The organism is Krasilnikovia sp. MM14-A1004 (assembly GCF_047159485.1).
GTDB lineage: Bacteria > Actinomycetota > Actinomycetes > Mycobacteriales > Micromonosporaceae > Actinoplanes.
The window spans coordinates 6568012-6585309 of the sequence record NZ_AP038773.1 but is presented as its reverse complement, the minus strand read 5'-3'; the positions used below and the strand labels follow the sequence as shown (position 1 = coordinate 6585309).

Genomic DNA, 17298 nt, shown 5'->3' with positions numbered 1-17298 from the left:
GCTCCGGTGATGTGCACAACCTCGCCCCGGGGCTGGGCGGACGGATGTCGGGGGGCGCTGACAGAATGGTGGCGCTGTGACCACCTCAACTCGCGCCGACGCGTATCCGTACCCGGATGACGCCCCGGCCTCCCAGGCCCTGTTCGACCGCGCCCGTGCCATCGTGCCGGGCGGGGTGAATTCGCCCGTGCGCGCGTTCCGGGCGGTCGGCGGCACGCCCCGCTTCATGGAGCGCGGGCAGGGCCCGTGGCTGTTCGACGCCGACGGCCGCCGGTATGTGGATCTCGTCTGCTCGTGGGGCCCGCTGATCCACGGCCACGCGCATCCCGAGATCGTGGCCGCGGTGCAGGCCGCGGCGGCCCACGGCACCAGCTTCGGCACGCCGACGGCCGGGGAGGTGGCACTGGCCGAGGAGATCGTCCGGCGTACCCCGGTGGAGCAGGTCCGCCTGGTCAACTCGGGCACCGAGGCCACCATGACGGCGATCCGGCTGGCTCGGGGCTACACCGGCAAGCCCAAGATCATTAAGTTCGCGGGCTGCTACCACGGCCACGTGGACGCGCTGCTGGCCGCCGCCGGTTCCGGGGTGGCGACGCTGGGGCTGCCCGATTCGCCGGGGGTCACCGGCGCGGCGGCGGGCGAGACGATCGTGCTGCCGTACAACGACGAGGCGGCGGTCGAGGCGGCCTTCGCCGCGGAGGGCGACGCGATCGCCGCGGTGATCACCGAGGCGGCGCCCGGCAACATGGGCGTCGTGGCCCCGCGCAAGGGCTTCAACCAGCGCCTCGCCGAGCTGGCCCACGCACACGGCGCACTGCTCATCGTCGACGAGGTGATGACCGGCTTCCGGGTCTCCCCGGGCGGCTGGGCCGCCCTCGACCCGGTCGACGCCGACCTCTTCACGTACGGGAAGGTGATGGGCGGCGGTCTCCCGGCGGCGGCATTCGGTGGCCGGGCCGAGATCATGTCCCGCCTCGCCCCGGCCGGTCCGGTCTACCAGGCCGGGACGCTGTCGGGTAACCCGCTGGCCTGCGCGGCCGGGCTGGCGTCCCTGCGGCTGGCCGACGACGCCACCTACCAGCGCCTCGACGCGCTGGCCGACACCGTGGGCCGCCTCGCCTCCGGCGCGCTGACCGCGGCGGGCGTGCCGCACCGCCTGTCGTACGCGGGCAACATGTTCTCCGTCTTCTTCACGGACGCCGAGGTCACCGACTACGAGGCAGCGAAGACCCAGGATTCCGGCGCGTTCCGGGCGTTCTTCCACGCGCTGCTGGCCCGCGGGGTCTACCTGCCGCCGAGCGCGTTCGAGTCCTGGTTCGTCTCCACCGCGCTGGACGACGAGGCGCTGGAGCAGATCGCCGCGGCGCTGCCGCCCGCGGCCCGGGCGGCGGCCGCGGGAGGCACCCCATGACCGAGACCCGGACGACCGTGCACGTCGTGCGGCACGGCGAGGTGTACAACCCCACCAAGATTCTGTACGGCCGCCTGCCCGACTTCCACCTCTCGGAGCTGGGTCGCCAGATGGCCAAGGCCGACGCCGAGGCGCTGGCCGACCGCGACGTCACGCACGTCGTGGCGAGCCCGCTGGAGCGCGCCCAGGAGACCGCCGAGCCGATCGCCGCCCAGTACGGCCTGGAGATCGCCAAGGACACCCGGCTCATCGAGAGCAGCAACTTCTTCGAGGGCAAGCAGGTCTCCGTGGGCGACGGCGCGCTGCGGGACCCGCGTAACTGGTGGGTGCTGCGCAACCCGATCACCCCGTCCTGGGGCGAGGCGTATCTGGTGATCGCCCAGCGCATGTTCGAGGCGCTGCAGGCCGCCCGCGTCGCGGCGGAGGGCCACGAAGCTGTCTGCGTCTCCCACCAGCTGCCGATCTGGACCCTGCGCCGGTACGTGGAGGGCAAGCGCCTGTGGCACGACCCGCGCCGCCGCCAGTGCGGTCTGGCCAGCGTCACGTCGTTCCGGTTCGAGGGCGCCAAAGTGGTCGGCATCGACTACCGCGAGCCCGCCGCCCACCTGGTCGCGATGTCCCCGGGCGCCCGGAACGCCAAGGGCGCCTGACATGCGCCGGTTCGCGGGTGTCCTGGCCGCCGCCCTCGCCGCGGCGGCGCTGACCGGCTGCGGCGAGCAGAGCTGGGAAAAGAAGTGCACGACCAGCCCGCAGGGCGTCATCGAGTGCACCCCGCAGCAGCGGCCCGTGGCCCGTGAGGTCACCGGCGAGCTGCTCGACGGCGCCAAGTACGACGTCTCCCAGGACCGGGGCAAGGTCGTGGTGGTCAACTTCTGGGGTTCGTGGTGCAGCCCGTGCCGGGCCGAGGCCGACGACCTGGAGCAGACGTACACGGCGACGAAGGCCAAGGGTGTCACGTTCGTCGGGGTGAACTCGCGGGACGGCCGCGACGCCGCGCTGGCGTTCGAGCGGGGCCGGGTGAGCTTCCCCAGCGTGTACGACCCCGACGGCAAGGTCGCGCTGAACTTCGACGTGACCCAGGTCAGCACACCGTCGACCCTGATCCTGGATCGGCAGGGCCGGATCGCGGTGGCGCTGCGCCGGGCCACCACGGTCGGCGAACTGCAGCCGCTCGTCGAGCGGATCGCGGCCGAGGGGACGGGCTGATGGGTTCCGCCTTCGCCGACGCCGCCGCCAGCGGGCCGATGCTCCTGGCGATCGGCGCGGCCGCTCTCGCGGGTCTGGTGAGCTTCCTGTCCCCGTGCGTGCTGCCGCTGATGCCCGGCTACCTGTCCTACGTGACCGGCCTCGCCGGCGCCGACCTGGACGCGGCCCTGGGCGTCGCCCCGAAGGCCCCGGCCCCGAAGGCCCTCGCCCCGGAAGCCCCCGCCGCCGCAGCGGGTGGCGATGCGCGTGCGGGCGTCAACGGCACGGCCGCCCGTGGCGATGACGCGGACGGAGCCGCTCGGTCGAGCGCGGTGGCGGTCGAGCGCGGCACGATGGTGGGCGACGGCGGCACGGTGGCGGTCGAGCGCGGCACGATGGTGGGCGACGGCGGCACGGTGGCGGTTGCGGATGGCGGCGTCGCCGTCGCGGCGCCGGAGCGGCCCGGGCGGCTGAGCGGGCGGGGCCGCGTACTGATCGGCACTGTGTTGTTCGTGCTCGGCTTCGCCACCGTCTTCACGCTGCTGGCCACGCTGGTCGCCAACATCGGGCTGACCATGCTGGCGCACAAGCGAGCGCTCGACATGGTGCTCGGGGTGCTGGTCATCGTGCTCGGCCTCGCGTTCCTCGGCCTCGTCCCGGGCCTGCAGCGGGAGGTGCGCATCCACCGGCTGCCCGCGGCGGGACTGATCGGCGCCCCCGTGCTCGGCGCGCTGTTCGGCCTCTCCTGGATGCCGTGCACCGGTCCCACCCTGGGCGCGGTGCTCGGGCTGGCGACCAGGAGCGGGCAGACGGACCGCGCCGTGGTGCTCGCGCTCGCCTACAGCATCGGGCTGGGGCTGCCGTTCGTGCTGTTCGGGCTGTTCTTCCGGCGGCTGCTCGGCGTGTTCGCCGCGGTGCGCCGCAACAGCCGGTGGGTGACCCGGATCGGCGGTGCGCTGCTCATCGTGGTCGGTCTCGTGCTGGTCACCGGCGGGTGGAACGACTTCCTGATCTGGCTGCAGACCACCTTCGACTTCGACGCGGGGACCCTGCTGTGACCGCGGTCGACCAGCGGCCCGCGCCGTCGGCCGCGCCGCCGCCACGGCGGCCCAACCCGGTCCGGGTGATGCTGCGCAACTCCTGGCGGCAGCTCACCAGCATGCGTACGGCGCTGGTGCTGCTCTTCCTGCTGGCGGTGGCCGCGGTGCCCGGCTCGGTGCTGCCGCAGCGCCCCGTGGACAGGGGGCAGGTCGCCGCGTACTTCGCCGCGCACCCGCAGCTCGCCCCGGTCCTGGATCGGCTGGGCGGCTTCGACGTGTATGCGGCGCCCTGGTTCGCCGCCATCTACCTGCTGCTGTTCACCTCCCTGATCGGCTGCGTGGTGCCCCGCCTCCTGGAGCACCTGCGCGCGCTGCGTACCCGCCCGCCGGACGCGCCCCGCCGCCTCGACCGGCTGCCCCAGCACGCCGCGGCCGCCGAGGAGCCGAGCGAGCCCGCCGCGGCGGCCGCCGCGATCGCGGCGTCCCTGCGCCGCCGCCGGTTCCGGACGGTGGTCCGCGAGCACCCCGACGGCGTGGTGACGGTCTCCGCCGAGAAGGGCTACCTCAAGGAGACCGGCAACCTGCTCTTCCACCTTGCCCTGCTGGCCGTGCTGGTCGGCGTGGGCTTCGGCTCCTGGTACGGCTGGCACGGCAGCCGCCTGCTCGTGCAGGGCGCCGACACCGGGTTCTGCAACTCGGTGACCCAGTTCGACGACTCGGCGCTGGGGCCGCGGGTCGACGCGGCCGACCTGCCCGACTTCTGCCTCCAGCTCACCGGTTTCTCCGCCAGCTACCAGCCCACCGGCCAGCCGAAGTCGTTCCGGGCCACGGTCGCCGTGCAGCAGGACGGCCACACGTCGACCCGCTCGTTCGCGGTCAACGACCCGCTGCGCCTGCACCACGCCAACGTGCACCTGATCGGCCACGGCTACGCCCCGGTCCTGCGCTACACCGACCGGTACGGCCAGCAGCAGACCAACGTGTTCCCGTTCCTACCTCGCGACGGCATGCTGACCAGTGAGGGCGTCGCCACGTTCCCGGACGCCAACGTCGACCCGAAGACGAACAAGCGCGACACGAACCTGCAGGTCGGCTTCGAGGGCGTCTACCTGCCCACGGTCGACGCGAAGGGCAGCGCGACCTCGGCGTTCCCGGCGGAGAACGACCCGGTGCTGTTCCTCACCGCGTACCGGGGGGACCTCGGGGTGGACGCGGGCATCCCCGGCTCGGTGTACGCGCTGGACCGCGCGCAGATCGACACGGGCCAGCTCAAGCGTGTCGGCGGGGAGCGCCCGCAGCGGCTCAAGCCCGGCGAGAGCTGGACGCTGGACGACGGCACGAAGCTGGAGTTCCTCGGCACCCGGCAGTTCATCACCCTGTCCGTGCGCTACGACCCCACCCAGTCGCTGGTGCTGGCGGGCGCGGTGCTGGGCCTGGTCGGGCTGATGTTGTCGCTGGCCGGGCACCGGCGCCGGGTCTGGTTCCGGGTTTCGCCCCTGCCCGGTGGCGCGGGCCCGGCCGACGGTAGCGTGGTGGAGGCCGGTGGCCTGCCGCGCACGGACTATCCCGGCTTCGGTGCCGAGTTCGAGCAGCTCACGGCCGGGCGGCCGGTCCAGAGCGGAGGGACGGCGTGATGGCCGAGTTGTCGAATCAGCTCATGGTGGTCGCGGTGCTGGCGTACCTGGCGGCGATGGTGTGCCACGCCGCCGAGTACTCGTTCGGCAACCGCAGCCACATCGGCCGGGCCGCGGCGCGCCCCGCCCGCCAGCTGGTGGGTGCCGGTGCGCCCGTCCCCACCTCTGCGCCGCCCGCCGCCGACTCGCCCGCCGCCGACTCGCCCGCCGCCGCGGAGCCGTCGTCCGCCGGGTCGCGGGACCGCGGCGCGCTGTTCGGCCGGATCGCCGTCGCGATCACCGCGCTGGCGCTCGCCGCCCACCTGGGCACCCTGGTCACGCGCGGGATCGCGGCGGACCGGATGCCGTGGGGCAACATGTACGAGTTCATCCTCTCGGTCACCTTCGTCGGGTCGGCCGCCTGGCTGGCCGTGCTCAGCCGCAAACCGGGCATCCGTCACCTCGGACTCTTCGTCACGCTGACCCTGGTGGTGCTGCTCGGCGCGGCGGGTCTGGTCGCGTACACCCCGGTGGGGCCGCTGGTGCCCGCGCTGCACTCGTACTGGTTCGTCATCCACGTCTCGACAATCATCCTGGCCTCGGGCATCCTGCTGTTCGGCGCGGTCCCGGCCGCGATGTTCCTCATCAAGACCGGCTACGACCAGGGCAAACGTTCGTTCCCGTTCACGCTGGGCAAGCGGGTGCCCGCCGCGGTCACCCTGGAGCGGCTGACGTTCCGGCTGCACGCGTTCGCGTTCCCGCTGTTCACCTTCGGCGCGCTGATCGCCGGGCCGCTGTGGGCCGAGGTGTCCTGGGGCCGGTACTGGGGCTGGGACCCCAAGGAGGTGTGGGCGTTCATCTCCTGGGTCGTGTACGCCTGCTACCTGCACGCCCGTGCCACCCCGAGCGTGAAGCGGACCACGGCCACCTGGATCGCCCTGCTGGGCTTCGTCACGATGCTGATGAACCTGTTCGGCGTCAACCTGTTCTTCTCGGGCCTGCACTCGTACGCCAACGCGGGCATGTAGGCCCCAGAGGGGCTGTGGCGGGCGTCTCACCAACCGCTCGGTAATCCCCGCGCGCGCTCCGCCGATACCTCCGAAAAGGCCGCAGAAGAAAGTTCGCCGTCTGCTGCAACCCTGATCCCTGCCCGTTCGTGAACGGGATGGCGACGGTCGGGAGGCCGCCGCACCGATCGGGGAGGAGCGGGGCCGCGCATGCGGGATGCCCACAGTTTCGACGAGTTCTACCGCCAGACGTCGACGCGTCTGATGCGCTACGGCTACGCCCTGGCCGGCGACGCTGTCGAGGCCCAGGACCTGGTCCAGGAGGCGTACGCCAAGGCCTGGCGGCACTGGCGTACGGTCGCCGCCCACCCCGCGCCCGAGGCGTGGGTCCGGCTCACCATGTCCCGGCTGGCCACCGACCGGTTTCGCCGGCTGACCGCCTGGCGCGGCGTGCTGTCGCGTACCGGGCCGCCGCCACCGATCGCGCCACCCAGCGAGAACACGGTGCTGCTCACCGCGGCACTGCGGAAGCTTCCGGCGGCGCACCGGCAGGCGGTCGCGCTGCACTACCTGTTCGACATGTCGGTCGACGCCATCGCCCGCGAGACCGGGGCCGCCGAAGGCACGGTCAAGTCTTGGCTGTCGCGTGGTCGCGCGGCCCTGGCCGCCCAGCTCAGCGAGGCCCACCACGGTCGGATTCTGGAGGGGAACGATGTCTGAGCTCGACGAGAAGTTCGCCGCGCTGGCGGCCGACGCGGACCTGCTGACGGTGGCGCCCGCCGCGGAACTGCGTACCCGCACGGACCGTCGGGCCCGGACCCGGGCGGTGGTGGCGACGCTCGCGGTCGCCCTGGTGGTCGGCGGCACGGCCACGAGCGGGCGGTGGCTGTTCTCCGCGGGGCCGACGGCACCACACCTGCCGGCCACCAGCACCCCGGTGACCACGCCGCCGAGCACGACGGCCGTGCCACCGCCGGTCGACCCGACCCCGTCGACCAGCACCAAGCCGACCGGCACCACGCCGAGCGACCCGACGCCGCCGACCAGCCGGACTCCGGTCGGCTCGAAAGTGCCGGACCGGGCATTCCTCACCGCGTCCGAGACGCACGGACCGAAGCCGTACCCGGTGGATTCGGAGGACATGCTGCCGGATCTGTGCGGCGCGCGGATGCCCGGCGAAGACGTTCTCCAGCAGCGCCGGACCATGCATGTCCTCTACAAGGGCCCGAACACCCCGTCCGACAACGTGCCCGACGGCACCGTCCAGCAGACGATCAGCGTGTACGGCAACGGCGGTGCGGCGGACTACGTCCGCGGCCGTGGCCCCGCGGTGGATTACGTCCGCGAGTTCAGGGCCGCGGTGCGCGCCTGCCCGAAGACGGTCAAGGGCGACGTGACCTGCCGGCTGCAGCTGCTGGCCGACCCGAACCTCGGTGACGAGGCGGCGCTGCTGGAGCGCGTCTGCGTCGTCGACGTGGCGCCGGGCGAGTTCGGTGCCGGCGAGCATCGGGCCCGTACGGCCGTGGTGCGGTTCGGGGAGACGGTGACGGTGCTGGACTTCCAGGGTTGGGAGGGCGCCTCGGTGGATCCCGCGGAAACCACACCGCTGACCCGGCAGGCCGCGCAGCGCGTGGAGAACTGGCTCGGGTAGGGGGAGACGACCGCTCGGGGCGGCCGGGAACACCGCAACCGGCTGCCCCCGGCGGCGACTGTCGTAGCCGTACGCAAGACTGGTGACCATGGCTGCGCGTGGCTTCCCGTACCCGGATCTGCAGAGTTTCCTCGCCGCCCTTGAGGGCGCCGGTGAGCTGCGGCGGGTCGGGGTGCCGGTCGATCCGACGCTGGAGGTCAGCGAGGTCGTAACCCGGACGGTGCGCGCGGGCGGTCCGGCGCTGTTGTTCGAGCGGCCCACCCGCGGTGGGATGCCGCTCGCGATCAACCTGTTCGCCACCGAGCGGCGCACCGCGATGGCGCTCGGCGTCGAGTCCCTGGACGAGGTCGGCGACCGGATCGGCGCGCTGGTCAAGCCGGAGCTGCCGGTCGGCTGGTCCGGCATCCGCGAGGGCCTGGGCAAGGTGCTGCAGCTCAAGTCCGTCCCGCCGAAGAAGGTGAAGTCAGCCCCCTGCCAGGAGGTCGTGCTCAAGGGCGACGAAGTGGACCTGAACCTGCTGCCCGGGCTGCAGGTGTGGCCCGGCGACGGCGGCGTCTTCCACAACTTCGGGCTGACCCACACCAAGCACCCCGAGACCGGCAAGCGCAACCTGGGGCTTTACCGGCTCCAACAGCACTCGCACAACACGCTGGGCATGCACTGGCAGATCCACAAGGACTCCACCGCGCACCACGCGGTCGCGGAGCGCCTCGGGCAGCGGCTGCCGGTCGCCGTGGCGATCGGCTGCGACCCGGTGGTCAGCTACGCCGCCAGCGCCCCACTGCCCAGCGACATCGACGAGTACCTGTTCGCCGGGTTCCTGCGCGGCGAGCGGGTCGAGATGGTCGACTGCCTCACCGTCCCGTTGCAGGTCCCCGCGCAGGCGCAGATCGTGCTGGAGGGCTACCTGGAGCCGGGGGAGCGGATGCCGGAGGGGCCGTTCGGCGACCACACCGGCTTCTACACCCCGGTGGAGCCGTTCCCGGTGCTGCACATCGAGGCGATGACGATGCGGCGGGACCCGATCTATCACTCCATCGTCACGTCGAAGCCGCCGCAGGAGGACCACGGGCTCGGCAAGGCCACCGAGCGGATCTTCCTGCCGCTGCTGCGCATGATGATCCCCGACATCGTCGACTACGACATGCCCGCGGCCGGGGTCTTCCACAACTGCGTCATCGTGTCGATCCGCAAGCGCTACCCGAAGCACGCGCAGAAGGTGATGAACGCGATCTGGGGCGCGCACCTGATGTCGCTGTCCAAGCTGATCGTGGTGGTGGACGACGACTGCGACGTCCACGACTACCACGAGGTGGCGTTCCGCGCGTTCGGCAACGTCGACTACGACCGCGACCTGGTGCTCACCCAGGGCCCCGTCGACCACCTCGACCACGCCTCCTACCAGCAGTTCTGGGGCGGCAAGGCGGGCATCGACGCCACCCGTAAGCTGCCGACCGAGGGCTACACGCGCGGCTGGCCCGACGAGATGACGATGTCGCCCGAGGTGGTCGCGCTGGTCGACAAGCGCTGGAAGGAGTACGGCATATGACGGCGGTCGCGCCGACCCCGGAGAAGCCGGGCCGGATCAGGTCCTTCCTGCGACTGGTCGCCATCGAGCATTCGGTGTTCGCGCTGCCGTTCGCCTACCTGTCGGCGCTGGTGGCGATGGCGGTGCCGGCCGAGCTGGCGGGGCTGCACCTCCCTCGGGTGATCAGCAGTGGCGTGCACTGGCGCGACCTGCTGCTGATCACGGTGGCGATGGTCTCCGGGCGCACCTTCGCCATGGCCGCGAACCGGATCCTCGACCGAAAGATCGACGCGCTCAACCCGCGTACGCAGAATCGCGAACTGGTCACCGGGGCGGTGAGCCTGCGGACGGCCTGGACCGGCGCGGCGCTCTCCCTGGCCGTGCTGTTCGCCTCGGCGGCCCTGCTCAACCCGCTGTGCCTGCTGCTGTCGCCCCTGGCCGTGCTCCCGCTGATCGTCTACCCGTACGCGAAGCGGTTCACGAACTTCCCGCACTACGTGCTGGCGCTGGCGCAGGCCGTGGCGCCGGTCGGCGCCTGGGTGGCGGTGACCGGCACATTCGCGGGCTCGGGACCGGCGTGGGTGCTCGGGGCCGCGGTGGGTCTGTGGATCGGCGGCTTCGACCTCATCTACGCCTGCCAGGATGCGGAGATCGACAGGCAGATCGGGGTGCACTCGGTCCCGGCGCGGTTCGGTGTACGTGCCGCGCTGCTGCTGTCCACGCTCACCCACATCGTCACGTTCGCGCTGTTCGTCTGGTTCGGGCACCTGGTCGGGCTGGGGCGGCTGTGGTGGATCGGGCTGGCGCTGACCGCTGTGGCGTTCATCTACCAGCACGTGGTGGTCACCCCGGACGACCTGTCCAAGGTCAACCGGGCGTTCTTCACGGCGAACGGCTTCGTCGGCATCGCGCTGTTCCTGTTCGCGTTGCTCGACCTCGTGCTCGCCGACCGGCTGATCACCTTCACGGCGGCAGCCCCCATGTGACGCCCGCCGCCCGCTGGTCCGATCGGGTTCGGCGGCGGGCATGCTGGGAGCGTGCGGACTCCATGGATCGTCGGCGTCTCCGGGGCCTCGGGCACGCCGTATGCCCGTGCGGTGCTCGGTGGGCTGCTGGACGCCGGTGAAGCGGTCGACCTGGTCATCTCCCGGGCGGCCCGGCTGACGCTGCTGGACGAGACCGATGCCACGGTCCGCGACGCGCACTGGAAGGACGACGTCGCCCACTGGCTGGGCCGCGACCTGGCCGGGGCGGATCTGGTCTACTGGCCGGCGATCGACCTGGCCGCCGGGCCGAGCAGCGGCTCCTACCCGGCCCGCGGGATGATCGTCGTCCCGGCCAGCACGGCGGCCTGCGCCGGGATCGCCATCGGGCTCTCCAAGGACCTGCTGCAACGCGCGGCGGAGGTGAGCCTGAAGGAGCGCCGCCCGACCGTGGTGGTGCCGCGGGAGACCCCGGTGACCCGCAGCCACCTGGAGCACCTGATCGCCCTGCTCGACGCGGGTGCGGTGGTGCTGCCGGCCAGCCCCGGCTTCTACGGGGCCGGGGCGCGGGCCAGCGCCGAGCAACTGATCGACTTCGTGGCCGGCAAGGTGCTGGACGCGGCCGGAGTGCCGCACACGCTGTTCCGGCGCTGGAGCGGCGAGCTGGGCGGCCGCTGATCAGCCGACGCAGTCGCGTCAGCGCAGGCCGTTGGGTGGGCCGTAGGCGCCGCCGGGGTTGGTGGGTCCCGCGTTGCGGGGCTTGTTGGCGGCGTCGTCCTCGCGCATTTCCTCGATCACACCGTCGCCCTCCAGCAGCGCCCGGACCTCGGACTCGCGGAACCGGCGGTGTCCACCAGGAGTACGGATGCTGCCGATGCGTCCGGCCGCGGCCCACCGCGTGACCGTCTTGGGGTCGACGCGGAACAGAGCGGCCACCTCGCCCGGTGTCAGCAGACGATCTCCAGTGTCCACAACCCCCTCCTCGGCGTCGTTGTCTGGAGCGGCCGGTTGGTCACGGTGAGTGTCGGCGAGCTCGATCGGGACGTACAGCCATTAGAGCATCGCCCCAACAGCAAGTCCGTGAAATGCGGAAAAAGCCCCGATTGCGACAGTGATCATTATCCTGGCTCGCTTCTACGGTCGCGGGCAACTACCGGGCGTGAGGTGAGGAGCCGGGCGAGCCGGGCCTGAGCCGACCCCGTACGGTGGTGCCGCCGCCGGCTCGGGCGGCGCTCGGTTTATGGTCTGACCCCATGGACGCCATCGACCTGCGCCTCATCGGCCTACTGCGGGACAACGCCCGCTCCTCGTACGCGGAGCTGGCGCGCAAGGTCGGCCTCTCCGCCCCCGCCGTGCACGAGCGGGTCGGCAAGCTGGAGGCTGCCGGGACGATCCGCGCGTACCGGGCCGAAGTGGACAATGATGCCCTCGGGCTGGGGGTCACGGCGCTGATCGGCATCATCGAGGACTCCGGCGCCGACACCGACGACGTGCTCAACGCGGTCCGGGAGATGCCCGAGGTGGAGTCCTGCTACTTCATGGCCGGTGTCGAGTCGTACCAGCTCATCGTGCGGGTCTCGTCGATCGCCGAGCTGGAGCGGCTGATCGTACGCATGAACCGGACGCCCGGGGTCGCCTCGACCCGGACGGCGATCGCCCTGTCCACCAAGTGGGAGAACCGCCCCCAGCCCAGCCTGGGCTAGCGTCTCCCGTATGCAGCAGATGGACCGGTGTGACGACGCCGAACGCCAATGGGCCCGGGACGCCATCGCGATCGTCGAGGCCGACGCAAACCGCTCCGCCGACACCCACCTCCTGCCGTTCCCGCTGCCCCCGGCATGGGGCATCGACCTGTACCTCAAGGACGAGTCGTCGCACCCCACCGGCTCGCTGAAGCACCGCCTCGCCCGCTCCCTGTTCCTGTACGCCCTCTGCAACGGCTGGATCGGCCCGCACACCACGATCGTCGAGGCGTCCTCGGGCTCCACCGCGGTCAGCGAGGCGTACTTCGCCCGGATGCTCGGGCTGCCGTTCATCGCGGTGATGCCCGCCTCGACCTCGCACGAGAAGATCTCGCTGATCGAGTTCCAGGGCGGCAAGTGTCACCTGGTCGCCGACCCGACCGCGGTGGTGGCGGAGGCCCAGCGCCTCGCCGGTGACCTCGGTGGCCACTTCATGGACCAGTTCACCCACGCCGAGCGGGCGACCGACTGGCGCGGCAACAACAACATCGCCGAGTCGATCTACGCCCAGCTGCAGCTCGAACGGCATCCCGTACCGACCTGGATCGTGGTGGGCGCGGGCACCGGCGGCACCAGCGCCACCATCGGCCGGTACGCCCGGTACCGCCGGTACCCCACCAAGCTGTGCGTGGTGGATCCGGAGGGTTCGGCGTTCTGGCCCGCGTACCTGTCCGGTGACTGGAGCGTCGACACCGGCCGCGGCTCGCGCATCGAGGGCATCGGCCGCCCCCGGGTCGAGCCGTCGTTCCAGCCGGCGGTCGTCGACCGGATGGTGCCCGTGCCGGACGCCGCGTCGCTGGCCGCCATGCGGGCGGGCTCGGACGTCCTGGGCCGCCGGGTCGGCGGCTCCACCGGCACCAACCTGTGGGGGGCGTTCGCGCTCATCGCCGAGATGCGGGCGGCCGGGTGTACCGGCTCGGTGGTCACCCTCATCTGCGACGGCGGCGAACGGTACGCCGACACCTACTACTCCGACGCCTGGGTCGAGGCCCAGGCCATCGACCTGACCGAACCCCGCGCCGTCATCGACCGCTTCCTCCGCGACGGCACCTGGCCGTCCTGAGGCCGCCTCTCGCCGGTGTCGGGGAGGCGGGTCGGGCTCAGCGGACCAGCCGGGCCAGCCCCGGGTAGTCCGTCACGAAGCCGTCGTCGTCCACGCTCAGGTCCGCGCTGAACGTCTCCGTGGCGAAGCGGACCGTCCCCCCACCCACCGGCGTGTAGATCTGATCCGCCTGCACCACCTCCAGGCTGGGCACCAGCACCCACGCGACGCTCAGCCGGTGCGCCACCCCCGGCTCGGCCTTCAGCAGGCCCAGGCGCCGGATCGGCAGGGTGTTGGTCAGCGGGGAGCAGCCCAGATCGACGTCGAACGCGCCGTACAGCAGGTCGGGTTCCTCCGTGCCGGGCTGACCGGCACCGGCATGGCCGGCGGCGGTCAGGGCGCCGTCGAGGTCACCCTGCTCGGCGGTGGTCACCCGCCAGCGCCCGGCGGCCAGTTCGAGCTTGAGCGTACGGGCCCAGCCGGCGCCCTCGGTGGCCACGTCGATCCAGGCGCTGACCCATCCCGGATCGGTCTGCAGCTCGTAGCGGCAGGTGTACGGGATCGGGTCGACCGCCGTGGCGGTGCCGCGCGCGTACAGGCCTAGGTGAGTGTCCACGAGGGTGTGCTCGGCGCCCGAGGTGTCGCGGCGCTCCCAGAACAGCGACCCGGCAAGAGGCGACATGAGTGGACGGTAGCCGTCCGCCGGACTCCGCGCTCGACGATCAAGCCGCACGTCCAGCCCACGGGGAAACGGAAACGCCGGCCGGGTGGATGCCACCCGGCCGGCGTTCTCAGCCGATGTCCTCCGTCAGTGACGGGCGGTGCGGCTCGGCCCGAAGCGGCGCTCGCCGCCCGGCCCGCCCTCACGCCTGTCGTTGCGCGGAGCCTCGCGACGGAACCCGCCTGTGCGCTCCCCGTTACGGCCGGTGCTGTGCCCCCGCTCCGCCCGCGGGCGGTCGGCGAAGGAACGGTCCCGGTCACCGGAGGGCCGGTCGCCGAAGCTGCGGGGCCGCTCGCCGAATCGCGCCCGGTCGCCGTGGCCGTGCTCGCGATCGCCGAAGCTGCGGGGCCGGTCCCCCTGGCTGCGGTCCCGGTCGCCGAAGCCACGCGGGCGGTCGCCCTGGCCCCGCTCCCGGTCGCCGAAGCCGCGGTCGCGGTCGCCGAAGCTGCGGGGGCGGTCGCCCTGGCTGCGGTCCCGGTCGCCGTAGCTACGCGGGCGGTCGCCCTGGCTGCGGTCCCGGTCGCCGTAGCTACGCGGGCGGTCGCCCTGGCCCCGGTCCCCGAAGCTGCGGGGGCGCTCGCTGCGGTCGCGGTCGCCATAGCCGCGCGGGCGGTCGCCGCGGTCGCGGTCGCCGAAGCGGCGGGGCCGGTCGCCACGCTCGCGGCGGGGCTCCGGCTCGTCGACCACGGGCACGCCGCTGGGCTCGCGGGCACCGGTGATCTCGGTCAGCTTGTCGTCGCCCAGGCGTACCCGGACCTCGGCTGGTTCCACCCCGGCCTTGGTCATCATCGCCTGTGTGGTGCGGCGCTGCTTCGGCAGCACCAGCGTCACCACGGCACCCGACTCACCCGCGCGGGCCGTGCGCCCGGCCCGGTGCAGGTAGTCCTTCGGGTCCTTCGGCGGGTCCACGTGCACGACCAGCGAGATGCCGTCGACGTGGATGCCACGGGCGGCGACGTCGGTGGCCACCAGGACGTCCGTGCGGCCTTCCTTGAACTCGGCCAGCGTCCGCGTGCGTACCCGCTGGGTCTTGCCGCCGTGCAGGGCGCCCGCGCGGACGCCGACCGCCGCGAGCTGCTCGACCAGCCGGTCCACCCCCATCTGGGTACGGGCGAAGACGATCGTCTTGCCCTCCCGGTTGGCGATCGACGCCGTGATCGTGAACTTGTCGCGCGGCGGGATCAGCAGCAGGTGGTGATCCATCGTGGAGACGCTGGCCTCGGCCGGGGCGGTCGAGTGGGTGACCGGGTCGGTCATGAACCGCTGCACCAGCGTGTCCACGTCACCGTCCAGAGTGGCGGAGAACAGCAGCCGCTGCGCGTCGGCGGGGGTCTTGGCCAGCAGTTCGGTGACGTCGGGCAGGAAGCCCATGTCGGCCATCTGGTCGGCCTCGTCCAGCACCGTGATCTCGACGTCGTCGAGCTGGCAGGCGCCCCGCTCGATGAGGTCCGCGAGGCGGCCCGGCGTAGCCACGATCACCTCGACGCCACGGCGCAGCGCGTCCATCTGCCGGTCGTACGGCACGCCGCCGACCGCGGTCTTGAGGAAGACGCCGACGGACCGGCCGACCGGCAGCAGCGAGTCGGCGACCTGCATGGCCAGCTCGCGGGTCGGCACCAGGATCAGGGCCTTGGGGCGGTGGGGCTTGGCGCGCCCGCCCGCCGCGACGCGCGCCAGCACGGGCAGGCCGAACGCCAGGGTCTTGCCGGAGCCGGTCTGGCCCCGGCCGAGCACGTCCCGGCCCGCCAGGGCATCCGGAATGGTGGCGGCCTGGATCTCGAACGGTGCGGTGATGCCGTCCCGGGTCAGCACCCGGACGATCTCGGCGGGCAGGCCCAGCTCGGCGAAGGTGGCGGCGACCGGAGCCGCGGGAGTCTCGTCGGAGGATTCCGTGGGGTTTTCGGTGTTCGCGGGGGTTTCGAGGACGGACGGGAACGTGCTGGGGTCAGCGAAAGTGGTCAAGAGAACCTCTCTACGGGGGCGCACGCTCGCAACTGGCCCGCCGCGTCCGGATCTCCGGCCGCTGAAATGCCCGCAAGAACGCCCGAAGCGCGCCTAGGGCGCGCCAGGTCAATTACTGCCATCAGTGTACGGGTCAGCGCGTGGGGTGCCGCGCGCATTCCGCTCCGGGAGTGGGCAGACTCACCCCGGGGCCCAACCGCGCCAGCCTAGGGGGCGGGGTCGCTCATGGCAAACCGCGCGGCCTACTCGGCGAAGACCCCGTGGATCGTGTCGGAGAGATCGCTGCCGACCGTGAAGAGGAACAGCAGGCTCGCGCCCACCATCAGGCCGAGCACCACGAGCATCATGACGACGACCTTGAAGTTGCTGCTGCGGCCGCTGTCCGGTGACTCTTCCCAGCCCTGGGCCAGGATGTGCCCGGTCAACGAGCCGGAGTTGTCCATGGCGTTCATCGACACCGGCATGGTCATCTCGACCGGCGCCGCCGCCCCGAGACCGCCGTACACGGTGCCCTGGCCGCGCTGGTGGGGCACGCCGGCCTGTTCCGGATGCTGGACGGGGTGGCCGACGGCGGGTGCCGACGGCGAACCGGTCGGCGTCGCGGCGGCGCCGAACGGGGCCGGGGCCGCGCCCGGACCGGCTACCCCGAACGTGGTCGGTGTCCCGCTGCCGTACACCGGGCCACCGCTCATCGGCGACGCCGGGTACGACGGCCACCCGGTGGCGGCCGGCATCGACGGCGGCATCGGGAACGGCGGCTGCGGCGGCCCCGGTACGGGGCTCGGTCCGGGGCCGGGCGGCACGGGTGACGGGCCGGGACCGGGCGGGACCGGCGACGGGCCCGGACCCGGTGGCACGGGGGCCGGTGGCGTGGGATCCGGCGCGGGTGGTGGCCCCGGCGGCACCGGTGCGGGACCCGGTCGCGGCTCCGGGGTGGGGAACGGCTGCGGCGGCTTCGGGGCCGGGAACGGGCTCGGCGGCGGCTCGATCGGCGCCGGCGGCTCCACCGGCCGGGAGGGCTCCGCCGGTTTCCCGGGCTCGATCGGGCCACCGGGCCGGCCTGGTCCGGCGGGGCGCCCCGGCGGGGCGTCGGGTGTCGAGGGCTCGGGCAGTCCGGGCTGCTCGGGCTCGGCGGGAGGGCCGGGTTCGAGGTCGGGCTGCTCCGGCTCCGGGGACTTCGGCTCGGGCGTACCGGGCTCGGGCTGGGCGCTCCGGGTCCCATAGACGGTGGCCTGCGCCGTCCGGCGGGTGCCGAGCCCGACGTCGCCGGGGCCGAGGCGCAGCGCCGCCGGCACGGCCGCCCGCGCAGCGGTGGCACCGGGTATCGCGGACACGGGCCGGACCACGGGCGTCGGCGCGGCGCCCGGCTGGTCGCCGGGGCCGTCCGGTGCCACGTGTTGCTCGTCCATGTGC

17 protein-coding genes are annotated in these 17298 nt (G+C 72.8%); 13 read left to right on the top strand and 4 right to left on the bottom strand.

Annotated elements, in window-relative coordinates:
• Positions 1 to 76 precede the first annotated feature (76 nt).
• The 11 genes from hemL to ACMCNN_RS28560 all read left to right on the top strand — a co-directional run bounded on the left by hemL (position 77) and on the right by ACMCNN_RS28560 (position 11096).
• Positions 77 to 1411, top strand: coding sequence for a glutamate-1-semialdehyde 2,1-aminomutase (hemL, locus tag ACMCNN_RS28610; protein WP_412743581.1), 1335 nt, complete (start codon positions 77 to 79; stop codon positions 1409 to 1411).
• Entirely contained in the window at positions 1408 to 2061 is a 654-nt protein-coding gene (locus ACMCNN_RS28605) for a histidine phosphatase family protein (RefSeq protein WP_412743580.1), read from the top strand. The genes hemL and ACMCNN_RS28605 overlap by 4 nt, the downstream gene beginning before the upstream one ends.
• A gap of 1 nt (position 2062) precedes the next feature.
• Entirely contained in the window at positions 2063 to 2617 is a 555-nt protein-coding gene (locus tag ACMCNN_RS28600) for a TlpA family protein disulfide reductase (protein ID WP_412743579.1), read from the top strand.
• Positions 2617 to 3654: a cytochrome c biogenesis CcdA family protein gene (locus ACMCNN_RS28595; protein WP_412743578.1), complete on the top strand. Its 1038-nt coding sequence runs from the start codon at positions 2617 to 2619 to the stop codon at positions 3652 to 3654. The genes ACMCNN_RS28600 and ACMCNN_RS28595 overlap by 1 nt, the downstream gene beginning before the upstream one ends.
• Positions 3651 to 5270: a cytochrome c biogenesis protein ResB gene (locus ACMCNN_RS28590; protein ID WP_412743577.1), complete on the top strand. Its 1620-nt coding sequence runs from the start codon at positions 3651 to 3653 to the stop codon at positions 5268 to 5270. Before ACMCNN_RS28595 ends, ACMCNN_RS28590 begins: the two co-directional genes overlap by 4 nt.
• The gene (gene ccsB / locus ACMCNN_RS28585) at positions 5270 to 6277 is read left to right on the top strand and encodes a c-type cytochrome biogenesis protein CcsB (RefSeq protein WP_412743576.1); all 1008 of its coding nucleotides are present in this window, start codon (positions 5270 to 5272) and stop codon (positions 6275 to 6277) included. Before ACMCNN_RS28590 ends, ccsB begins: the two co-directional genes overlap by 1 nt.
• Before the next feature lie 189 nt (positions 6278 to 6466).
• Entirely contained in the window at positions 6467 to 6976 is a 510-nt protein-coding gene (locus ACMCNN_RS28580) for an RNA polymerase sigma factor (protein WP_412743575.1), read from the top strand.
• Entirely contained in the window at positions 6969 to 7907 is a 939-nt protein-coding gene (locus ACMCNN_RS28575) for a hypothetical protein (protein WP_412743574.1), read from the top strand. The genes ACMCNN_RS28580 and ACMCNN_RS28575 overlap by 8 nt, the downstream gene beginning before the upstream one ends.
• Positions 7908 to 7995: 88 nt before the next feature.
• Positions 7996 to 9456 carry a menaquinone biosynthesis decarboxylase gene (locus ACMCNN_RS28570; RefSeq protein WP_412747309.1) on the top strand — a complete coding sequence of 487 codons (1461 nt, stop codon included), beginning with the start codon at positions 7996 to 7998 and terminating at the stop codon, positions 9454 to 9456.
• Positions 9453 to 10421 carry a menaquinone biosynthesis prenyltransferase MqnP gene (mqnP, locus tag ACMCNN_RS28565; RefSeq protein WP_412743573.1) on the top strand — a complete coding sequence of 323 codons (969 nt, stop codon included), beginning with the start codon at positions 9453 to 9455 and terminating at the stop codon, positions 10419 to 10421. The genes ACMCNN_RS28570 and mqnP overlap by 4 nt, the downstream gene beginning before the upstream one ends.
• A 51-nt stretch (positions 10422 to 10472) precedes the next feature.
• On the top strand, positions 10473 to 11096 hold the full coding sequence (locus ACMCNN_RS28560; protein WP_412743572.1) for a UbiX family flavin prenyltransferase: 624 nt from the start codon (positions 10473 to 10475) through the stop codon (positions 11094 to 11096).
• A gap of 18 nt (positions 11097 to 11114) precedes the next feature.
• Here ACMCNN_RS28560 and ACMCNN_RS28555 read toward each other — a convergent pair whose 3' ends face one another.
• Positions 11115 to 11390, bottom strand: coding sequence for a BldC family transcriptional regulator (locus ACMCNN_RS28555; protein ID WP_412743571.1), 276 nt, complete (start codon positions 11388 to 11390; stop codon positions 11115 to 11117).
• 281 nt (positions 11391 to 11671) lie between these two features.
• Between ACMCNN_RS28555 and ACMCNN_RS28550 the strand changes: the two genes are divergently transcribed.
• Positions 11672 to 12121 (top strand): Lrp/AsnC family transcriptional regulator, encoded by a 450-nt coding sequence (locus ACMCNN_RS28550; protein ID WP_412743570.1) that lies wholly within the window; start codon positions 11672 to 11674, stop codon positions 12119 to 12121.
• A gap of 10 nt (positions 12122 to 12131) precedes the next feature.
• Complete coding sequence (locus tag ACMCNN_RS28545) at positions 12132 to 13223, top strand: PLP-dependent cysteine synthase family protein (protein ID WP_412743569.1); 1092 nt, start codon at positions 12132 to 12134, stop codon at positions 13221 to 13223.
• Positions 13224 to 13260: 37 nt separating this feature from the next.
• Here the strand turns inward: ACMCNN_RS28545 and ACMCNN_RS28540 are convergent, their stop codons facing one another.
• The 3 genes from ACMCNN_RS28540 to ACMCNN_RS28530 all read right to left on the bottom strand — a co-directional run bounded on the left by ACMCNN_RS28540 (position 13261) and on the right by ACMCNN_RS28530 (position 17294).
• Positions 13261 to 13884 carry a putative glycolipid-binding domain-containing protein gene (locus tag ACMCNN_RS28540; protein ID WP_412743568.1) on the bottom strand — a complete coding sequence of 208 codons (624 nt, stop codon included), beginning with the start codon at positions 13882 to 13884 and terminating at the stop codon, positions 13261 to 13263.
• A gap of 126 nt (positions 13885 to 14010) precedes the next feature.
• Positions 14011 to 15885 (bottom strand): DEAD/DEAH box helicase, encoded by a 1875-nt coding sequence (locus ACMCNN_RS28535; RefSeq protein WP_412743567.1) that lies wholly within the window; start codon positions 15883 to 15885, stop codon positions 14011 to 14013.
• A 242-nt stretch (positions 15886 to 16127) separates the two neighbouring features.
• Entirely contained in the window at positions 16128 to 17294 is a 1167-nt protein-coding gene (locus ACMCNN_RS28530; RefSeq protein ID WP_412743566.1) for a hypothetical protein, read from the bottom strand.
• Positions 17295 to 17298 lie beyond the last annotated feature (4 nt).